Origin of the sequence: Streptomyces sp. NBC_01429 (assembly GCF_036231945.1) — a bacterium.
In the GTDB taxonomy this organism is placed as follows: Bacteria; Actinomycetota; Actinomycetes; order Streptomycetales; family Streptomycetaceae; genus Streptomyces.
Genome location: NZ_CP109599.1, coordinates 326,065 through 340,063, shown reverse-complemented (window position 1 = coordinate 340,063; position 13,999 = coordinate 326,065). Strand labels below are relative to the sequence as shown.

Here is a 13,999-nt window from a genome sequence, read left to right as displayed (position 1 = left end):
CCTCCCGGTCCGGTGATGCCTCCAGGGTATCACCGGCGCTTAAAGAAGTCTTGGACACCCAGTCAGGCCAATGGCAGCCTGAAGAGGCACCTGACGAAGCCGAAGTGAATTCGGCATAAGAATTCGGCATCGGGACTTGATAGCAGGGCCCAGGCCCAGAATGAGCACATCGGGAATTGAGGGCCGTTCATCGCATCATTCGACGGAATCGGCGACACGACCGTTAACAACGAGGGGTAGGCGTGGCGTCCTGTCCAGCTCCAGAAAGCAGGCACACCAATGAGCGGCATCAGCATTATCGGCCTGGGGAACATGGCCAGCGCCCTGGCCGACCGGGCGCTCGCCGGCGGCAACGCCGTTGAGATCATCGGCCGTGACCCGGCCAAGGCCAGGGAATTGGCCGCCGCGCTCGGCGGCGCCACTGTCGGGACGGCCGGCGCGGCCCCGGCCGGGAACATCGTCATCCTCGCCGTGCCGTACGCCGGCGCGGCGGCGGTGGTGAGCGAGTACGGGGACGCACTGCACGGCAAGGTGATCATCGACGTCACCAACCCCGTCTCCCCCGATTCCCAGGGCCTTGTCACCCCCGACGGCAGTTCCGGCGCGCAGGAGATCGCCAAGGTCGCCCCCGCCGGCGCGCATGTGGTGAAGGCGTTCAACACCGTCTTCGGTCACATGCTGGCGCAGGGCAACCCGCTGGACGTGCTCATCGCCGGCGACGACGCCGAGGCCAAGGCGGCTGTGTCGGCGTTCATCAAGAGCCTCGGGCTGCGGCCGATGGACACCGGCCCCCTGGGAATGGCGCGCTGGCTGGAGGGGACGGGCCTGGTGATGATCGGCCTGGGCCGCTATGGCGTGGGGAGCTTCAACTTCACCCTCGGCGTCCACGCTTCTGCCTGAGCGCGCCCGTACCACCACTTCTCGGGCCATATCTATCAAAAGGATCAGTAGCATGCGCGTTTTCGTCACTGGCGGGACCGGCCATTCCGGTTCGTACATCGTCCCCGAGCTCATCGCCGCCGGGCACGAGGTCACCGGCCTGGCCCGATCGGACACGGCCGCGGCGGCGCTGTCCGCGCTCGGCGCGAAGGTGCGACGCGGCGACCTCCAGGATCTCGACGGGCTCAAGGAGGCGGCCGCGGACTCCGACGGCGTCATCCACGTCGCGCACAGGCAGGACCTGCTTCCGTCCGGCGGGATCGACGCCGTGGCCGCCGCGGAGCTCCCGATCATGCTCGCGTACGGCGAGGCACTGGCGGGAACCGGAAAGCCGCTGGTCGCAGCGGGGAGCATTGGCTCGCCCGGGCAGCACCTGGGCCGGCCGGCCACCGAGGAGGACCCGGCCCTTCCCGGCGGCGATGAGTACAAGGGCACCCTGCGGGTTCGTAACCTCGTGGAAACCGCCGTAGTCGGCCTCGCTGAGCGGGGAGTGCGGTCTTCGGTCGTGCGGATTGCCAACATCGCGCACAGCACGACCGACCGTGCCGGCTTCCTCCCGACGCTGATCGCGGTCGCGAAGGAGAAGGGCGTCGTCGGCTACCCCGGAGACGGCGCGAACCAGTGGAACGCCGTGCACATCCGTGATGTCGCCTCCTTGTTCCGCTTGGCGCTGGAGAAGGGGCCGGCTGGCAAATACTGGCACGCGGTCGGAGACGGGGCCATCCCGTTCCGTGAAATCGCCGAGGCCATTGGCAGCCGTCTGGGCCTGCCCGTCGTGAGCATTCCCGCGGACGTACTGATGGTGCCGGGATACTTTGGGTTCCTCGCGAACATAGTCACGCAGAACTACCCGGCGTCCAACCTCATCACCCGCCGGACCCTCGGCTGGGAACCCGCTCAGCCCAGCCTGCTCGCCGATTTGGACAACGGCCATTACTTCTCCGCCAGCTGACGGCAGGGACCCGAATCGCAACGACCCCGGCAAATGACAAGAGTTCGGCTCTTCTGGAGGGATGCTGAGAATATGACGACTGTGGGATTCATCGGAAGCGGATACATCGGCAGTACCATCGCGCGGCTCGCCGTCGAGGCCGGGCACCAGGTCGTGCTCAGCAACTCGCGCGGTCCCGAAACGCTCGCGGACACGGCCGCGGACCTGGGGCCGCGGGCGTCCGCGGCGACGAGCGGGGAGGCCGCGGCGGCCGGTGACATCGTCGTGGTCACGGTGCCGGTCAAGGCATTCCCCAACTTGCCCGCCGCGCCACTGGCCGGGAAGACGGTCATCGACACGTGCAACTACGGCCCCGAGCGTGACGGGCACATCCCCGAGCTCGACAGCCGGTCGCTCACCTCGAGCGAGTTGCTTCTGCGGTACATCCCGGACGCCATGCTCGTGAAAGCGTTCAACAACATCTTCTTCAAGCACCTGTTGTCACTCGCCCGCCCGGCGGGGGCGGCCGACCGTTCCTACCTGCCGATCGCCGGGGACTCCGCGTCGGCGAAGGCGGCGGTGACCGAATTCATCGAATCCATCGGGTACAGCGTGGTGGACGCGGGACCGCTGGCCGATAGTTGGCGGCAGGCGACGGACACGCCGGTGTGGGGGACCCCGTACGGGCCGACCTCGAACGAGCAGGGCCGGCCGGTCGGCGAGGACGCCATCCGCGCGGCACTGGCCAGCGCAACGCGGTAACCGTAAGTCGGCGCGGGCCCCGGTAGAGTCCGGCCGTGCCATGGCCCCGTCCGGCAGACGTCGGGCGGGGCCATAACGCGGAACTCGTTGCCGTCCGGATCCGCCAGGATGTGCTGTGTCCTGCCGTTCTCGCGGACCGGACGCCCGTGAGCACGGCCGCTCCCACGTCGGTGCCCCGGCGCACCTCGGCGGTTAGGTCCCGGGTACGCAAGTGCAGGTGAAGACGGTCTCCGCGACCCTTCATGTCAGCCGTGAGCGGCAGGAGGATCTCGATGCCCTGCCCGTCATGCGGGCGCAGCCTCCGGCGCGTGCCGCAGCTCGTCTTCCCCGCGGCCTCGCCTTTCACGGCCTCGCCCTCGGCGACGGAGCCGAGCGCGGCGGTCCAGAACCGTGCGGGACGGTCCAGGTCACGCGCGCACCTCACCAGCCCGCAGGTCGACCTGCCCGCGCACGTGACGGACGCCGCCAACACGTTCCTGTACGCGGACCTCAGCGACATCGTCCCGCTCGGCTACTCCTACGGCGGCATGGTGGTCACGGAGGCACTCGGGCACGTCGCGGACCACGTGACGCTCCTGGTGTACCTGGACGCATTCCTTCCTCGCGACGGAGACTCGCTGAACGACCTCGCCGGGGCCGGCTACTGCGGGGCCCGGCCGGCCCCGGCGCGGAGTGGCTCGCCCCGCCTCCGGGCCCGGCGCCACTCGATGCTTGATGGAGGCCGGTGCCGGTGATGTTGTGGCTTCATTCCGCGTAGTCGAGATCACCGCTGTCAGCCCCGTCTGCCACCATGCCCCGTATGACGCACAACGAGCCCCACCGCTCCATCGGCAAGGCCACCGCCACTGACCACGCCAGGCAGAACATGCGGGCCTTGGCCGCTGAACTCACCGCACGCGGCTGCGAGGTCCTGCTCTTCAACAAGGACGGCAGAGCGGGTTCGGAGGAGGGAAGCCTGGAGTTCGACATCGAGGCCCCCGACTCCTACGGCGACACGCTGGTGGTGCCGGGCATCCCCACCCCGACCCTGAAGTCCGCCACGGCGGAGGACGGTTGGAACCTGCGCTGGGGCCGTAAGTCCTACACCTGGAGCGCGTTCGTGGACGAACGGTCCTCCCTCGCCCAGGGATTGCACACCATCCACAGCAACGCCGACCTCCTTGTCGCGGAACTACGCGAGCGCGGACTCCCGTTGAATGCCGATGAGGTGGGGCCCGACTGGGACGCCGCGTCGGACACGTGGATCACCTACGATCTGCCGATCGGCGACGAGGTCGTGTACGTGTCCTTCCCGGACCAGCCCATCGGACCGGGACTCGACCAAGTCCTGTACGTCCAGGGCGAGGAGTACACCTGGGAGGCGGCCGTTACGGCGGTCTTCACCGAGGCGGGTGTTCCGATGCCGGACCGACCGTCATGAGACGGCCCTGTGCGCTTGACCACCTTGACCGGCAAGGCACCCCCACGCGGGCTGCTCTCGCTCCGGACGACCTGCGGAAGCCGTGTGATCCCGCTGACGCACTTCAGGCTGTCTCGTCGCAGGGCGGCGACCCCAGGAGGCATCCATCCCCCCCGGCCGGCTCGGCCGGGGGCCAGTGCCGACGAGGCCAGGAGCATCAGTTTGTCGGCGTCCACGGAGCCGGACCGGGCGTGAAGGACGACGAGATGAGGGCCGTCCGCCCCGCTGATTGCGAGCATCTCGCGGTTGAGCCACACTTCGTCGACTTTCGGGTGGTCGAATCGGATGGACGCACCGCGCTGCGCGCCCACGTCGTGGCGGTTCCACAGGGCGCGGAAGCGAGGGCTCGCCAGGGACAGCTCGCCGATCCCGGCTGCCCGGACCCAGTTTCGCAGCGTCTCCGGATTGATCCCCAGATCGGCGGCGACCGACCTGATCGTCGCGTCGGGCCGCGACTCTTACAGCGCGAACGCGTCCGCCTTGAACTCCGGCGGGTAGTTCTTCACGACCACGGGATGTCCGTCCTCAGATCCTCAGGATCCAGTGTCTCGTGTGTCCAACATCAGGGATCAAGGCCCGACCTCGCCCTGCCGGACAGGGTGGCTGGCCGCCTCGTCGTGCTCTACGGCCAGCCGGTGTCCCGCGTCGCCCAGCTCACTGAGACAAGATCCTGGCTGAAGCCGATGGCGTTCAGCTCCAGCTGGGATCCCGACCAGTAGAGATACCCGAGCCGCTGGGACCAGTGCTCCTCGAACCCGTCCGTAGCCGACAGGCTTTCGCTGTCCTGGGACAGAACGGCCAAGGCCCGTGGCTCTTCCCAGGCGGCCGCGCCGGACAAGCCATGACTCCAAGCCACCTGACGGTACGGCTCAACAGGCTCGGCATCCGTGCTCGCGCCAGCCGCAACACAGCCCCGCTGGACCTTGCAGCGCAGATTCCGGCGTCGGTATTGAGCGAGGTTTTGGGCCTCTCAATCACCTCCGCGGTGGCCTGGTCCCACGACGCCGGTAACACGAGGCTCGGCTACGCGGCAGACATAGCACGCAGGGGGTGCAAATGATCCCGCCCCGTTGAACAGTCTCGATGACGAAACGGTTGCGTATCTGAGTGCCACTGGGCCAAGGGCGGGGGCGCCGCGCTGCTGGCCCAGTGGCGCGGGGACGTTAAGCCGCGCAGCGTTACGTGTTCCCCGACGGGTAACCAGGCGACGAAGTCCTTGGCATACTGCTCCTAGGTGGTCACAACCGACCGGTGCGCGCGATCACCTGGCTGGCGAAGTCAAGCATCTGCTCAAGGTCGGAGAACAGTGCGAAGGCGTCCACGAACGCCTCGTCCGCACCGGACTCGGCCAAGCGCTTGAGCTTGTCGGCCAGCGAACCAACGGACGTGCCCGGTTCGAGGTTGATACGGATGGCCTTCTTCAGCGCGTCGGGATCGCGGCCGGCCCCCTGCGCCGCCTGGCGCGCGAGCAACCACAATTGGTCGGCGACCTCGTCCGGGAGGAAATCGATCCCGAGCCAGCCGGTGGCGCTGCGGCCGACCCGGCGCATCGCGGCCTCGCTGGTGCCGCCAATCCAGATGGGCGGCCCGCCTGTTTGCACCGGTCGCAGGTCGGCGTGGACCGGCGGCAGCGAGAAGAACTCGCTTTCCCAGGCAACCGGGTTGGCCGTCCACCACTCGTGCAGGAACGCCAGCAGGTCATCGAGCATCCGACCGCGCCGGTGCCAGTCCGCGCTGCGGGAGATGTCGTGCTCGTCTTTCATCCACCCGAGTCCCACGCCGACTTCGAGACGTCCGTTGCTGAGCACGTCGAGTGTGGTCAGCATCCGGGCCAGGTGCGGCGGCTCCCAGTAGAAGGTGCTGAGCGTGCTTGCATTCAGCCGCACCCGGCTGGTCGCCGTCGCGGCGACGGTCCACAGCAGCACCGGGTCAAGGTATCGCTTCATCTGCGGCGGGTACGGCTGCTCTCTGCCCGGATAGGTGCTGTGCATCTCGACCGGCTGGACCAGGCGATCGCCGACCCACAGCGTGTCGTAGCCAAGGTCCTCGATTCCGCGGCAGAACGCGCTCAGGCCAGCGGCGCTGCGGATAGCGGGCCCGATGATGGGAAGTGTGAAACCAAGCTTCATGACGAGCCCCTTCGGTATTCCGTCAACCGTCCCGTCAGACGGGAAGCTCGGTGATGCCGAGGGCGAAGTCCAGGTTCCCCACCCCGTGGTTGGCGAGGCCCACCGTGACCACGCCCGCTCCTTCCAGCCAGTGCGCCATTGTCAGGCCGCCGACGTCCAGCGGGCGCAGCCCGAGGCTCTCGATGAACGCCTCCACATGTGCCTTGGCCTGCGCATTGTCGCCGGCGAGGAAGACGTCGGGCCGGCCCTTTTCCAGGACATGGCGGAAGACGGTGTTGAACGCCTTCACCACGCTGGCGCTTGCGGGTGCCGTCCTGGCGACTTCCTGCGCGATCGAGGTCTGCTCGCGGTGGGCCAGCCCGTCGAACGTGGAGTTGAAGGGGTTGCTGATGTCGACGATGACCTTGCCCGCGAGAGCTTCCCCGTACTGGGCGACGGCCGGTACGACGCCGTCGTGCAGCAGGGCGACGATGACGATGTCCCCGGCCGGGGCGGTGCCCCATTCTCCCGTCGTGGCGGCGCCGCCGAGAGTCTTGGCGAGGTCGGTGGCCTTGGACTGATCGCGGCCCATGATCTCGACGGTGTTGCCGCCCGCTACCGCTCGCGCGCCGATGGTGCGGGCCATGTTCCCGGTGCCGATGATGCTGATGGTGCTCATGAGGTGTCCTGTCCTGGTGCGTGTCGTTGGGTTCAGATGGCGGTGGTGCCGCCGTCGGCGACGAGTTCCATACCGTTGACGTAGCTGGAGTCGTCGGAGGCGAGGAAGAGGGCGGCGGTGGCGATTTCGTCGGGGCGGCCCATCTGGCCGCGGGGGATGAGGGACTCGAACTGGCGCTTGGTGGCCTCGTCGAAGAGCTCTGCCTGCTTGGCGGTGGCGACCTGGCCGGGGGTCAGGACGTTGACGCGGATGCGGCGGTCCTTGAGCTCGTTGAGCCAGATTCGGGCCCATGCCTGCTGGACGGCCTTGCTGCCGGCGTAGACGCTCCAGCCGGGGAAGGCGCCGAGGGAGGCGTTGGAGCCGGTCATGAGGATGGAGCCGCCGTCGTTGAAGAGCGGGAGGGCCTTTTGGACGGTGAACAGGGTGCCGCGGGCGTTGAGCCCGAACCAGGTGTCGAACTGGGCCTCGGTGATCTCGCCGAGCGGAGCGGGCTCGCCCCCTCCGGCGCTGGCCCACAGCACGTCGAGGCTTCCCTTCTCCCGCTTGACGGTGTCGTACAGGCGGTCCAGGTCGTCCAGATTGGCGGCATCGCCCTGGATGCCGGTGACGTTGCGGCCGATCTGCGTCACGGCCTCGTCCAGGGCGTCCTGGCGGCGGCCGGTGATGAAGACGTGCGCTCCCTCGTCGACGAACAGCTTCGCGCCGGCCAGCGCCATGCCGGTCGTACCGCCGGTGATGACCGCGACCTTGCCATCGAGCTTTCCCATAGTCATTCCCTTGGATCGGTGGTGCCGTGCGCACCTGGGGTGACGGCGTTAAGTACACCGTCCTGTGTGCTTACGGTACGGGGCGGGTGGCCGGGACGCAAATTATGTACACCGGTCGTTACCTGGCTGCGGTACGCTGGACCCATGACGGAGTTGGAGAAGGGCCCCAAGGGCAGCCGCCGCGGCCGGGGCGCCCGCGAGCGCATCATCAGCGCGGCCCAGCAGCTGTTCCGCGAGCGGGGCATCAACCGCACCGGCATGAACGAGCTCTGCGCGGCGGCCGAGGTGTCCAAGCGCACGGCCTACCAGCACTTCACCGGCAAGGACGAACTCGTCGCCGAGTACCTGCGCCGGTTCGACCCCGCCGTTCTGTCCGGCGTGTTCGACCGCACCGACCTCACGCCCCGCGAACGGCTTCTCGCCGCCTTCGACATTCCCCCGGGCACGCCCCTGTGCCCGTACATCGCTGCCGCCGTGGAGCTCCACGACTCCCAGCACCCCGCATCCCAGTACGCACGCGACTACAAGAAGGCCGTTGCCGCGCGGCTCGCCGACACCGCCCGTGAAGCCGGCGCCGCCGACCCTGAACAGCTCGGCGAGCAGCTCGCGCTGCTCATCGACGGCGCCGCTGCCCGGACCCGGGTCCTCGACGCCGAGGCCTTCCCCACCGCCGCCGCGATCGCCGCCGTCCTCATCGACAACGCCATCCCCGCCACCGCCGGCGATGACCGGCGACGGGAGGAAGTGTCAAGTTGACTTGACACTCCGCGGCCGGGCTGGACGCGCTGTCGGCCGCCCGGCACCTGGCCCGGACCTGCCGGCTTTTACGGAACTGGACGCCGCCCGCCTGCTGAAGGCCGCAGCAGCGGCCGCCGGGGAGACCGGCGCCCCCCCAGGACCCGCCGACGTGGTCGGTGTCGGCCTGGCAGCTGTCGGCGCCGCACGCTGCCGTAGTGCTGAACAGCCTCAGCGCTCTGCCGGACAGCTCAACGGCACGGGAGCCCTGTCCGTTTACGTCCTCGGATCAGGCCGCGCCAGTGCGGTAGCCGGCCGGGAGCCCCGTGAGGGCGGCTACTGTACGGCGGCCCGGCGGCCCGGCGGGTCCGCTCGACCGCCGTGGCAGCGGTATCCCGCTGACGGCGATCGTTGCGGGCCACCTCGTCGAGCTTCCTGGCCGGTGCGCGGTCAGGCACCTATCGGCAACGGCTACAGCAGGCCGGCGGTCGGATCCTCCGGTTCAGAGGTGCAGCGCCCCGTCCTTGTGCGGCAGGGCTTCACCGCGTCGCCCGACGCGCGGTCCAGGCCGTCGTCGGCCGGCGGCGCCCCGAGCGCCGTCACCACGTCGCGCCCGTACTCCAGGAACTGACGTTCAGTCAGGCTACGGTGAAGTCCCATGTGGCCGGGATCGTCGCCAAGTTGACCCTGATATCGGGACGGTCGGCCATCCGCTCCCGGCCCGTACGCCGGCGGAATCTGAGCGCCCTGTCACCTTGACGGTGAAAATCGACCACCCTAACGGGCTAATGCCCGACAGATCACCGGACAGTACATTAGGAAGGGCAACGAAGAAGACAAGTGACTCAGCTTCAGGTATTCCCATGCCCGAGCGCCCAACGCGGTCTGCCCATTACCAGTAGCAGAACCGCGAAGAGGGGCCGACATGGCCGCTTCTGTTTCCCACTCCAAGGACATGACCGGCTGCGGGAACACGCAGCTGGATGACGATCGACGTCATGGCAGCCACGGCCCGGTGAGCGGCCCGCCAGACGGTCTTCTTCCGCTCCCCGATTGCGAGGCCGACTTCAGGTCCGCCGGACTTCCACAACGTGCCTGCCCAGCTCGATTTTCACCCGTTTCGGCCGACGAGCCGGCGCACCAACCCCTCGTGCCTCAACCGCGCCAACGTGGCACGGGGCACACCGTCACTGCCACCACCCCACCTCGCAAAAGGAGTTGACCCATGAGTGGATGCGGCTGCGGGCAGTCCCCCATCGCCATCGGCGGCTGTCAGCCCTCCAAGCCGGCCTGCCCCCCAGTTGCTTGTCCCGGCTCCAGGCCGTGCGAGCACTGCGAGACGACCCCACTGCGCGACTCCGCGCCGTACCGGGTCGCAGCGACCGCGAGCAGCACCGACCCGACGCCGTACTACACCATCGCCAACACCCATGCCGCACTGGACCCTGTCGTCGCCCAGACCATCCTGAACAGCGGCACGGGCACGTTCCCGGCCGACGACGGGACGCACAACGGCCAGCACACCTGGCTCGCCGGCGTCGTGCACATCGACTCCACGTCACTGCGCGGCAACCCCACCAGCGTCACGATCAGCGCCTCGGTCCATGTCCACAACGACGGCGGGAACACCGCCTGTCAGCTCTACGGCCGCTTCGCCCTGTGGAACGGCACGACCCCGATCCGCACCGATCTCCTGGGCCCGCCCGATCTGCCGGCGGGTGGTGACGACAACGGCGTCATCCCACCGACCACCGTGTCCCTCGCGGACGTCCTCGCGGGAAAGATCGTCGTCGAGCTCAACCTGGAAACAGGCAACGACGAGACCTGCCGGGTCGGCCCCAAGCAGTGGACCGTCGACAGCTTCGTCCTCACCGTCCAGGCGTCCGCCCCGGGCTGCGGGAGGCCGTTCCTCCGTACGACCTGCCGTAACTGTGACGGCACGGTCACCTGCACGACCGACACCCTCGACGGCTCGACTCCCTACGCCGCGGTCCCGCCGGTCATCCCGGTCGCCTCCTGCCAGGACGGATGTGCCACAGCCCGCCCTCCGTGCATCTCCACCGACCGGGGCAACGCCATCACTCGGGGCAGCGACGGGTGTCTGTACGCGCCCGACACACCTGCTCTGGACCCGTCCCCGTGCAATGCCGCACGGAACACGACCGGTGGGCTGCTCGTGCCGCGGATCGGCCTGACGGGTATCGCTCCTGGCGGCAACAGCAGCAACGAACGGTCGGTGGACATCGACGTCACCGGGACGCCCGGCTGCCCCGAAAGGTGGGAGATCGGCGCCCGCCTCACGCCGGTGAGCGCGTTCCGCAACGCCGAGAGGCAGCACGCCAACCTCCTGACCCAGGCCGGTACCGACGTGCCGATCCCCGAGTCCGACATCGTGCTCCCGGAAGCCGGGGTGTACCACATCGACAGCGATGTGCGGTACGCGCTCGGCTCCGCCACCGGCGGCAGCGGCTACATCATCGGCTGGCTCAGGGACGAGACCACGGACACCCTCCTGACGAGTTTCACCCAGATCGCGGCGATCAACGCGGCGAGGCAGGAGCAGCAAGGCGGAACCACACACATCATGACCGAGTACACGGTCGCCTCCGGCCCCCGGACGATCCGCCTGCACCTGATGTTCGTCCTCACCGGCGGCAAGATCTCCGACGCCGAGGCCGGCGGCACCGACAGCAATGGCGCAACCCGGATGCGCTTTCTCAAGGTCAGGGATTAGGACGTCGCTTCGTCCGGTGAGCGGGCGTCAGCCGAGTGACGGTGTCGCGCTCGTAGACGCAGTCGAGCGCGACGATGCCCCCGTGGCCGTCGCGGCGGTCCAGGCGGTAGAGGACGCACGCGTTCGTCACCACCTGCTCGCGCAGGGCTTGCGCCTGGGTGGCGAGGACGCGGCCCACTTTGTGACGAGCGGCCGGGCGGCGGTTCTGCGATCCTGGTGGTCTGCCGGGCCCGGGACGTGTTGGTCGCAGTGCACCAGCGGGAGAACCGGTTCTCGTGCGCATGCTCCCGAATCCCCTGCGAACCCGGGTGGGTGACGGGGACCGCCCGTCGGGGCTCGGCCCTCGACGTACACCCTGCGCGCGCCCCGGTCCTTGTCGAAGGCGAAGGCGAAGGCGAAGGCGTGGCCATGAGCTCACCCGTGCGGGCGATCTTGGATGTGATGCCTCGGGCACGCAGGAGGCGGCGGTGCTTGTCGTCGTCGTAGCCGCGGTCGGCGAAGACGCGCGAAAAGAGGGAGGGACGGATGGGGAGGCCGCTGAGCGGAGGGCGTGAGGCAGGCAGCCGCGGCCCCGGCTGCGGCTGCTCTACGGTGCGATAGGTCTGGGAGCCTCGTCTGGTGGGGGAGAGGCGGGTGAAGGTGACGTTCTGTTGCTCGGGCTAGCGGGTGGGGGAGTGTCGGCGGGGACTGATGGGTCGCCCTGAGAGAGGAGCCGGGGCAGCACGAGGAGGACCGCTGCCAAGGCTGCGACCAGAAGGACTGCCGCAGCCTTGCGCAGTCGGGGGCGGATGACAGTCCGTGCGCGGGGCGATGGTGGGAAAGCCGGTCGGAGGGCGGTGACTTGGTTGGCTCGGGCGTGCAGTGTGGCGCGAAGGCGGTCCTCGACGGCTGTCATGGCGTCTCCTTCAGTCTTCTGGCCAGAGCCGTGAGTGCTCGACTCGCTGTGGACTTCACTGCACCCCGAGACAGGTCCAAGGCTGCTGCGATGTCCGCTTCGGACATGTTCGACCAGTACCTGAGGACGAGGACCTCCCGCTGGCGCAGGGTGAGCAGTCTCAGCGCCCGCAGCACTTCCTGGTGTTCTTCCTTGAGAAGGATCTCTTCTTCCGGTGGTGGAGCGGGGAGGATGCGCGGGGGGATGTAGGCGCGCACGGTGCGCCTCCTGCGCAGCACGTCCCTGGAGGTGTTGACCACGCTGCGCCGTATGTACGCTTCGGGGTTGGCGATGTTGTCGAGGGTGTTGCCGTGTCGTCGGTAGAGGGCCGCGAAGGCTTCCTGGACGACGTCCTCGGCTGTGGGGATGTCGTCGACCAGGAGGACGGCCAGGCGCACGAGGTCGAGCCTGCGGTGGCGGTACAGTCTGTCGATTTCCTCCGACGCTGTGCCGGACAGCCGGCCTTCGAGGTCCGATCTGTTTCGGTCGTGGGAGAGGCGGGCCAGTAGCCATCGCCACCGGCTGCGCGGGAAAGCACCTTCACAGGCGGAAACGGCAGCCATCAGCGTCTTTTCCTCGCGGGCGGGGTGGTGACGTCCTGACGCTGTGTGTGTCGGCCGTCATCCGGTCTGGGGCGCCGTGGGGACGTCGGGCGGATGCTGCCACGGATGGTTTCCCGGCGGGATATTTCTGGCATATGCGTCAACCTAGTGCGTGAATCGAGCGGTTCAGGGATTTCAAGGGGGGCGCCCTCTACTGGGAAGGACGTGTGGGGCGCCGACAGGTTGCAGTTCACCGCGCGGTGCGGGCGTGCGGCCGTGGCGTGGCCTGTCCGTCTCCCGCTTCCGGAACATTGATCGTCGCGGCCTGCAACCTCGGGCAGGTCCGCACGTCTGTCAAGGCGTAAGGGATGTTCCGATCCGGTGCGGATGTGCGTGTCCGGCATGCGCGGGACACGTCGCCGTCGGATGCGAGACCTGAGGAAGACTGTGCTGAGAGTCAGAGCTGCTGCCGTCGCCGTGCTGGTGTGCCTGGGCCTGGTGTCGGGCTGTGCGAGCCCGGCCGGCGGGTCCGGGCGTGACCCGGAAGCGGAAGCTGCGACGTCCGCCGCTCCGGTGCCCTCCGGGGCACGGAGCAGTGCTCCCGCCGCACCGCCGGATCATGAGCCGGCCTCGTACGAGCCGAGCTCTCCCGACCGCACGGTGCGCACGGCGCGGGGGTATCTCGTCAACACGTGCGTGCCCGAGGACCTGAGGAGCAAAGCCACGACGCTGACGACCAGCGATGGGGTGCGTCTGTCGGCGCTGGTCCTGGGGGAGGGGCCCGACGGTGTTCTTCTGGATCACGAGCAGGGCTACAACGTCTGTTCGTTCGTCGACATCGGGCGGCAGTTGGCGAAGCGTGGCTATCACGTGGTGATCCCCGAGTACCGCAATCACGGTGCGTCCCAGAAAACGGCCGTCAACGAGCACATTGACCGAGATGCCCGTGCCGGACTGGCGGAACTGCGGCGCGTCGGCGCGAAGAGGGTGTTCCTGGCGGGAGCGTCGTGCGGGGGGACGACGGCAGCGGTCGCCGGGGTTGACACGCCCTTGCGGGTGGTGGGCCTGTTGATGATGTCCTCGCCTGCCCGTTGCCTCGGGGCGGACGGCGTGGCGGCGGTGAGGAAGCTGAGCGTTCCGACGCTTCTTGTGGTGTCGCCCGGTGACATGGAGGGGGCGGTGGAGAAGCAGGTCCGTGAGGTCTACGCGGCCTCCGTTGCCCGCAAGAAGGAACTGGTCATCGACAAGAGCGGATTCCACGGAACGGACATGATCGGGCGGGCAGGTGCTTCAGGAGCCGCGTTGCGGGACCGGGTCATCCAGTTCGTGACGGATTCCTACGCCGCCGCCCGCTGAGGACGGCCTTCACCTTCACCCCGGGCAACGGCCACGAGCGGGACCGGACGCTC

The 13,999-nt window shown here is 68.5% G+C and carries 14 protein-coding genes and 2 pseudogenes; 8 read left to right on the top strand and 8 right to left on the bottom strand.

Translation table 11 applies throughout. The features are described from left to right. The first annotated feature begins 279 nt into the window (after positions 1-279). From OG627_RS01560 to OG627_RS01550, 3 genes are all read left to right on the top strand, one after another. Positions 280-900 carry an NADPH-dependent F420 reductase gene (locus OG627_RS01560; protein WP_329060618.1) on the top strand — a complete coding sequence of 207 codons (621 nt, stop codon included), beginning with the start codon at positions 280-282 and terminating at the stop codon, positions 898-900. A gap of 52 nt (positions 901-952) precedes the next feature. Beyond that, positions 953-1,891 (top strand): SDR family oxidoreductase, encoded by a 939-nt coding sequence (locus OG627_RS01555; protein ID WP_329060616.1) that lies wholly within the window; start codon positions 953-955, stop codon positions 1,889-1,891. An 81-nt stretch (positions 1,892-1,972) separates the two neighbouring features. Then, positions 1,973-2,632 carry an NADPH-dependent F420 reductase gene (locus tag OG627_RS01550; RefSeq protein WP_329072269.1) on the top strand — a complete coding sequence of 220 codons (660 nt, stop codon included), beginning with the start codon at positions 1,973-1,975 and terminating at the stop codon, positions 2,630-2,632. A gap of 193 nt (positions 2,633-2,825) precedes the next feature. On the opposite strand, the pseudogene OG627_RS35405 reads toward OG627_RS01550, so the two are convergent. Continuing rightward, positions 2,826-3,038: pseudogene (locus OG627_RS35405) on the bottom strand (hypothetical protein); the annotation flags it as partial. Here OG627_RS35405 and OG627_RS01545 point away from each other — a divergent pair. Further along, on the top strand, positions 2,941-3,366 hold the full coding sequence (locus tag OG627_RS01545) for a hypothetical protein (protein ID WP_329060614.1): 426 nt from the start codon (positions 2,941-2,943) through the stop codon (positions 3,364-3,366). The pseudogene OG627_RS35405 and the gene OG627_RS01545 overlap by 98 nt on opposite strands. A gap of 65 nt (positions 3,367-3,431) precedes the next feature. Then, positions 3,432-4,052, top strand: a complete 621-nt coding sequence (locus tag OG627_RS01540) for a hypothetical protein (protein WP_329060612.1) — start codon at positions 3,432-3,434, stop codon at positions 4,050-4,052. Between the two features lie 200 nt (positions 4,053-4,252). Here the strand turns inward: OG627_RS01540 and OG627_RS35400 are convergent. The 5 genes and pseudogenes from OG627_RS35400 to OG627_RS01520 form a co-directional block, all read right to left on the bottom strand. After that, positions 4,253-4,531, bottom strand: a pseudogene (locus tag OG627_RS35400) (MmyB family transcriptional regulator); the annotation flags it as partial. Between the two features lie 182 nt (positions 4,532-4,713). Beyond that, complete coding sequence (locus OG627_RS01535) at positions 4,714-4,893, bottom strand: hypothetical protein (protein ID WP_329060610.1); 180 nt, start codon at positions 4,891-4,893, stop codon at positions 4,714-4,716. 436 nt (positions 4,894-5,329) lie between these two features. Further along, a complete protein-coding gene (locus OG627_RS01530) occupies positions 5,330-6,220 on the bottom strand; it encodes a TIGR03619 family F420-dependent LLM class oxidoreductase (protein WP_329060608.1) in 891 nt (296 codons plus the stop codon). Positions 6,221-6,254: 34 nt separating this feature from the next. Continuing rightward, positions 6,255-6,878 carry an NADPH-dependent F420 reductase gene (locus OG627_RS01525; RefSeq protein ID WP_329060606.1) on the bottom strand — a complete coding sequence of 208 codons (624 nt, stop codon included), beginning with the start codon at positions 6,876-6,878 and terminating at the stop codon, positions 6,255-6,257. A 32-nt stretch (positions 6,879-6,910) separates the two neighbouring features. Further along, positions 6,911-7,645 carry an SDR family NAD(P)-dependent oxidoreductase gene (locus OG627_RS01520; RefSeq protein ID WP_329060604.1) on the bottom strand — a complete coding sequence of 245 codons (735 nt, stop codon included), beginning with the start codon at positions 7,643-7,645 and terminating at the stop codon, positions 6,911-6,913. A 144-nt stretch (positions 7,646-7,789) separates the two neighbouring features. Here OG627_RS01520 and OG627_RS01515 point away from each other — a divergent pair, with 144 nt between their 5' ends. Then, entirely contained in the window at positions 7,790-8,401 is a 612-nt protein-coding gene (locus OG627_RS01515) for a TetR/AcrR family transcriptional regulator (protein ID WP_329060602.1), read from the top strand. 450 nt (positions 8,402-8,851) lie between these two features. Here the strand turns inward: OG627_RS01515 and OG627_RS01510 are convergent, their stop codons facing one another. Then, a complete protein-coding gene (locus OG627_RS01510; RefSeq protein ID WP_329060600.1) occupies positions 8,852-9,040 on the bottom strand; it encodes a hypothetical protein in 189 nt (62 codons plus the stop codon). Positions 9,041-9,605: 565 nt separating this feature from the next. Here OG627_RS01510 and OG627_RS01505 point away from each other — a divergent pair. Next, positions 9,606-11,114: a hypothetical protein gene (locus OG627_RS01505; protein WP_329060598.1), complete on the top strand. Its 1,509-nt coding sequence runs from the start codon at positions 9,606-9,608 to the stop codon at positions 11,112-11,114. A gap of 891 nt (positions 11,115-12,005) precedes the next feature. Here OG627_RS01505 and OG627_RS01495 read toward each other — a convergent pair. Next, positions 12,006-12,611, bottom strand: coding sequence for a SigE family RNA polymerase sigma factor (locus OG627_RS01495; RefSeq protein WP_329060596.1), 606 nt, complete (start codon positions 12,609-12,611; stop codon positions 12,006-12,008). A 675-nt stretch (positions 12,612-13,286) separates the two neighbouring features. On the opposite strand from OG627_RS01495, the gene OG627_RS01490 reads away from it, so the two are divergent. Next, the gene (locus OG627_RS01490) at positions 13,287-13,946 is read left to right on the top strand and encodes an alpha/beta hydrolase (protein WP_329060594.1); all 660 of its coding nucleotides are present in this window, start codon (positions 13,287-13,289) and stop codon (positions 13,944-13,946) included. Positions 13,947-13,999 lie beyond the last annotated feature (53 nt).

Coding starts and splice junctions, on each gene's coding strand:
- OG627_RS01540 (WP_329060612.1), top strand. CDS start 3,432: ATGACGCACAACGAGCCCCACCGCTCCATCGGCAAGGCCACCGCCACT.
- OG627_RS01560 (WP_329060618.1), top strand. CDS start 280: ATGAGCGGCATCAGCATTATCGGCCTGGGGAACATGGCCAGCGCCCTG.
- OG627_RS01530 (WP_329060608.1), bottom strand. CDS start 6,220: ATGAAGCTTGGTTTCACACTTCCCATCATCGGGCCCGCTATCCGCAGC.
- OG627_RS01520 (WP_329060604.1), bottom strand. CDS start 7,645: ATGGGAAAGCTCGATGGCAAGGTCGCGGTCATCACCGGCGGTACGACC.
- OG627_RS01525 (WP_329060606.1), bottom strand. CDS start 6,878: ATGAGCACCATCAGCATCATCGGCACCGGGAACATGGCCCGCACCATC.
- OG627_RS01495 (WP_329060596.1), bottom strand. CDS start 12,611: ATGGCTGCCGTTTCCGCCTGTGAAGGTGCTTTCCCGCGCAGCCGGTGG.
- OG627_RS01510 (WP_329060600.1), bottom strand. CDS start 9,040: ATGGGACTTCACCGTAGCCTGACTGAACGTCAGTTCCTGGAGTACGGG.
- OG627_RS01555 (WP_329060616.1), top strand. CDS start 953: ATGCGCGTTTTCGTCACTGGCGGGACCGGCCATTCCGGTTCGTACATC.
- OG627_RS01515 (WP_329060602.1), top strand. CDS start 7,790: ATGACGGAGTTGGAGAAGGGCCCCAAGGGCAGCCGCCGCGGCCGGGGC.
- OG627_RS01505 (WP_329060598.1), top strand. CDS start 9,606: ATGAGTGGATGCGGCTGCGGGCAGTCCCCCATCGCCATCGGCGGCTGT.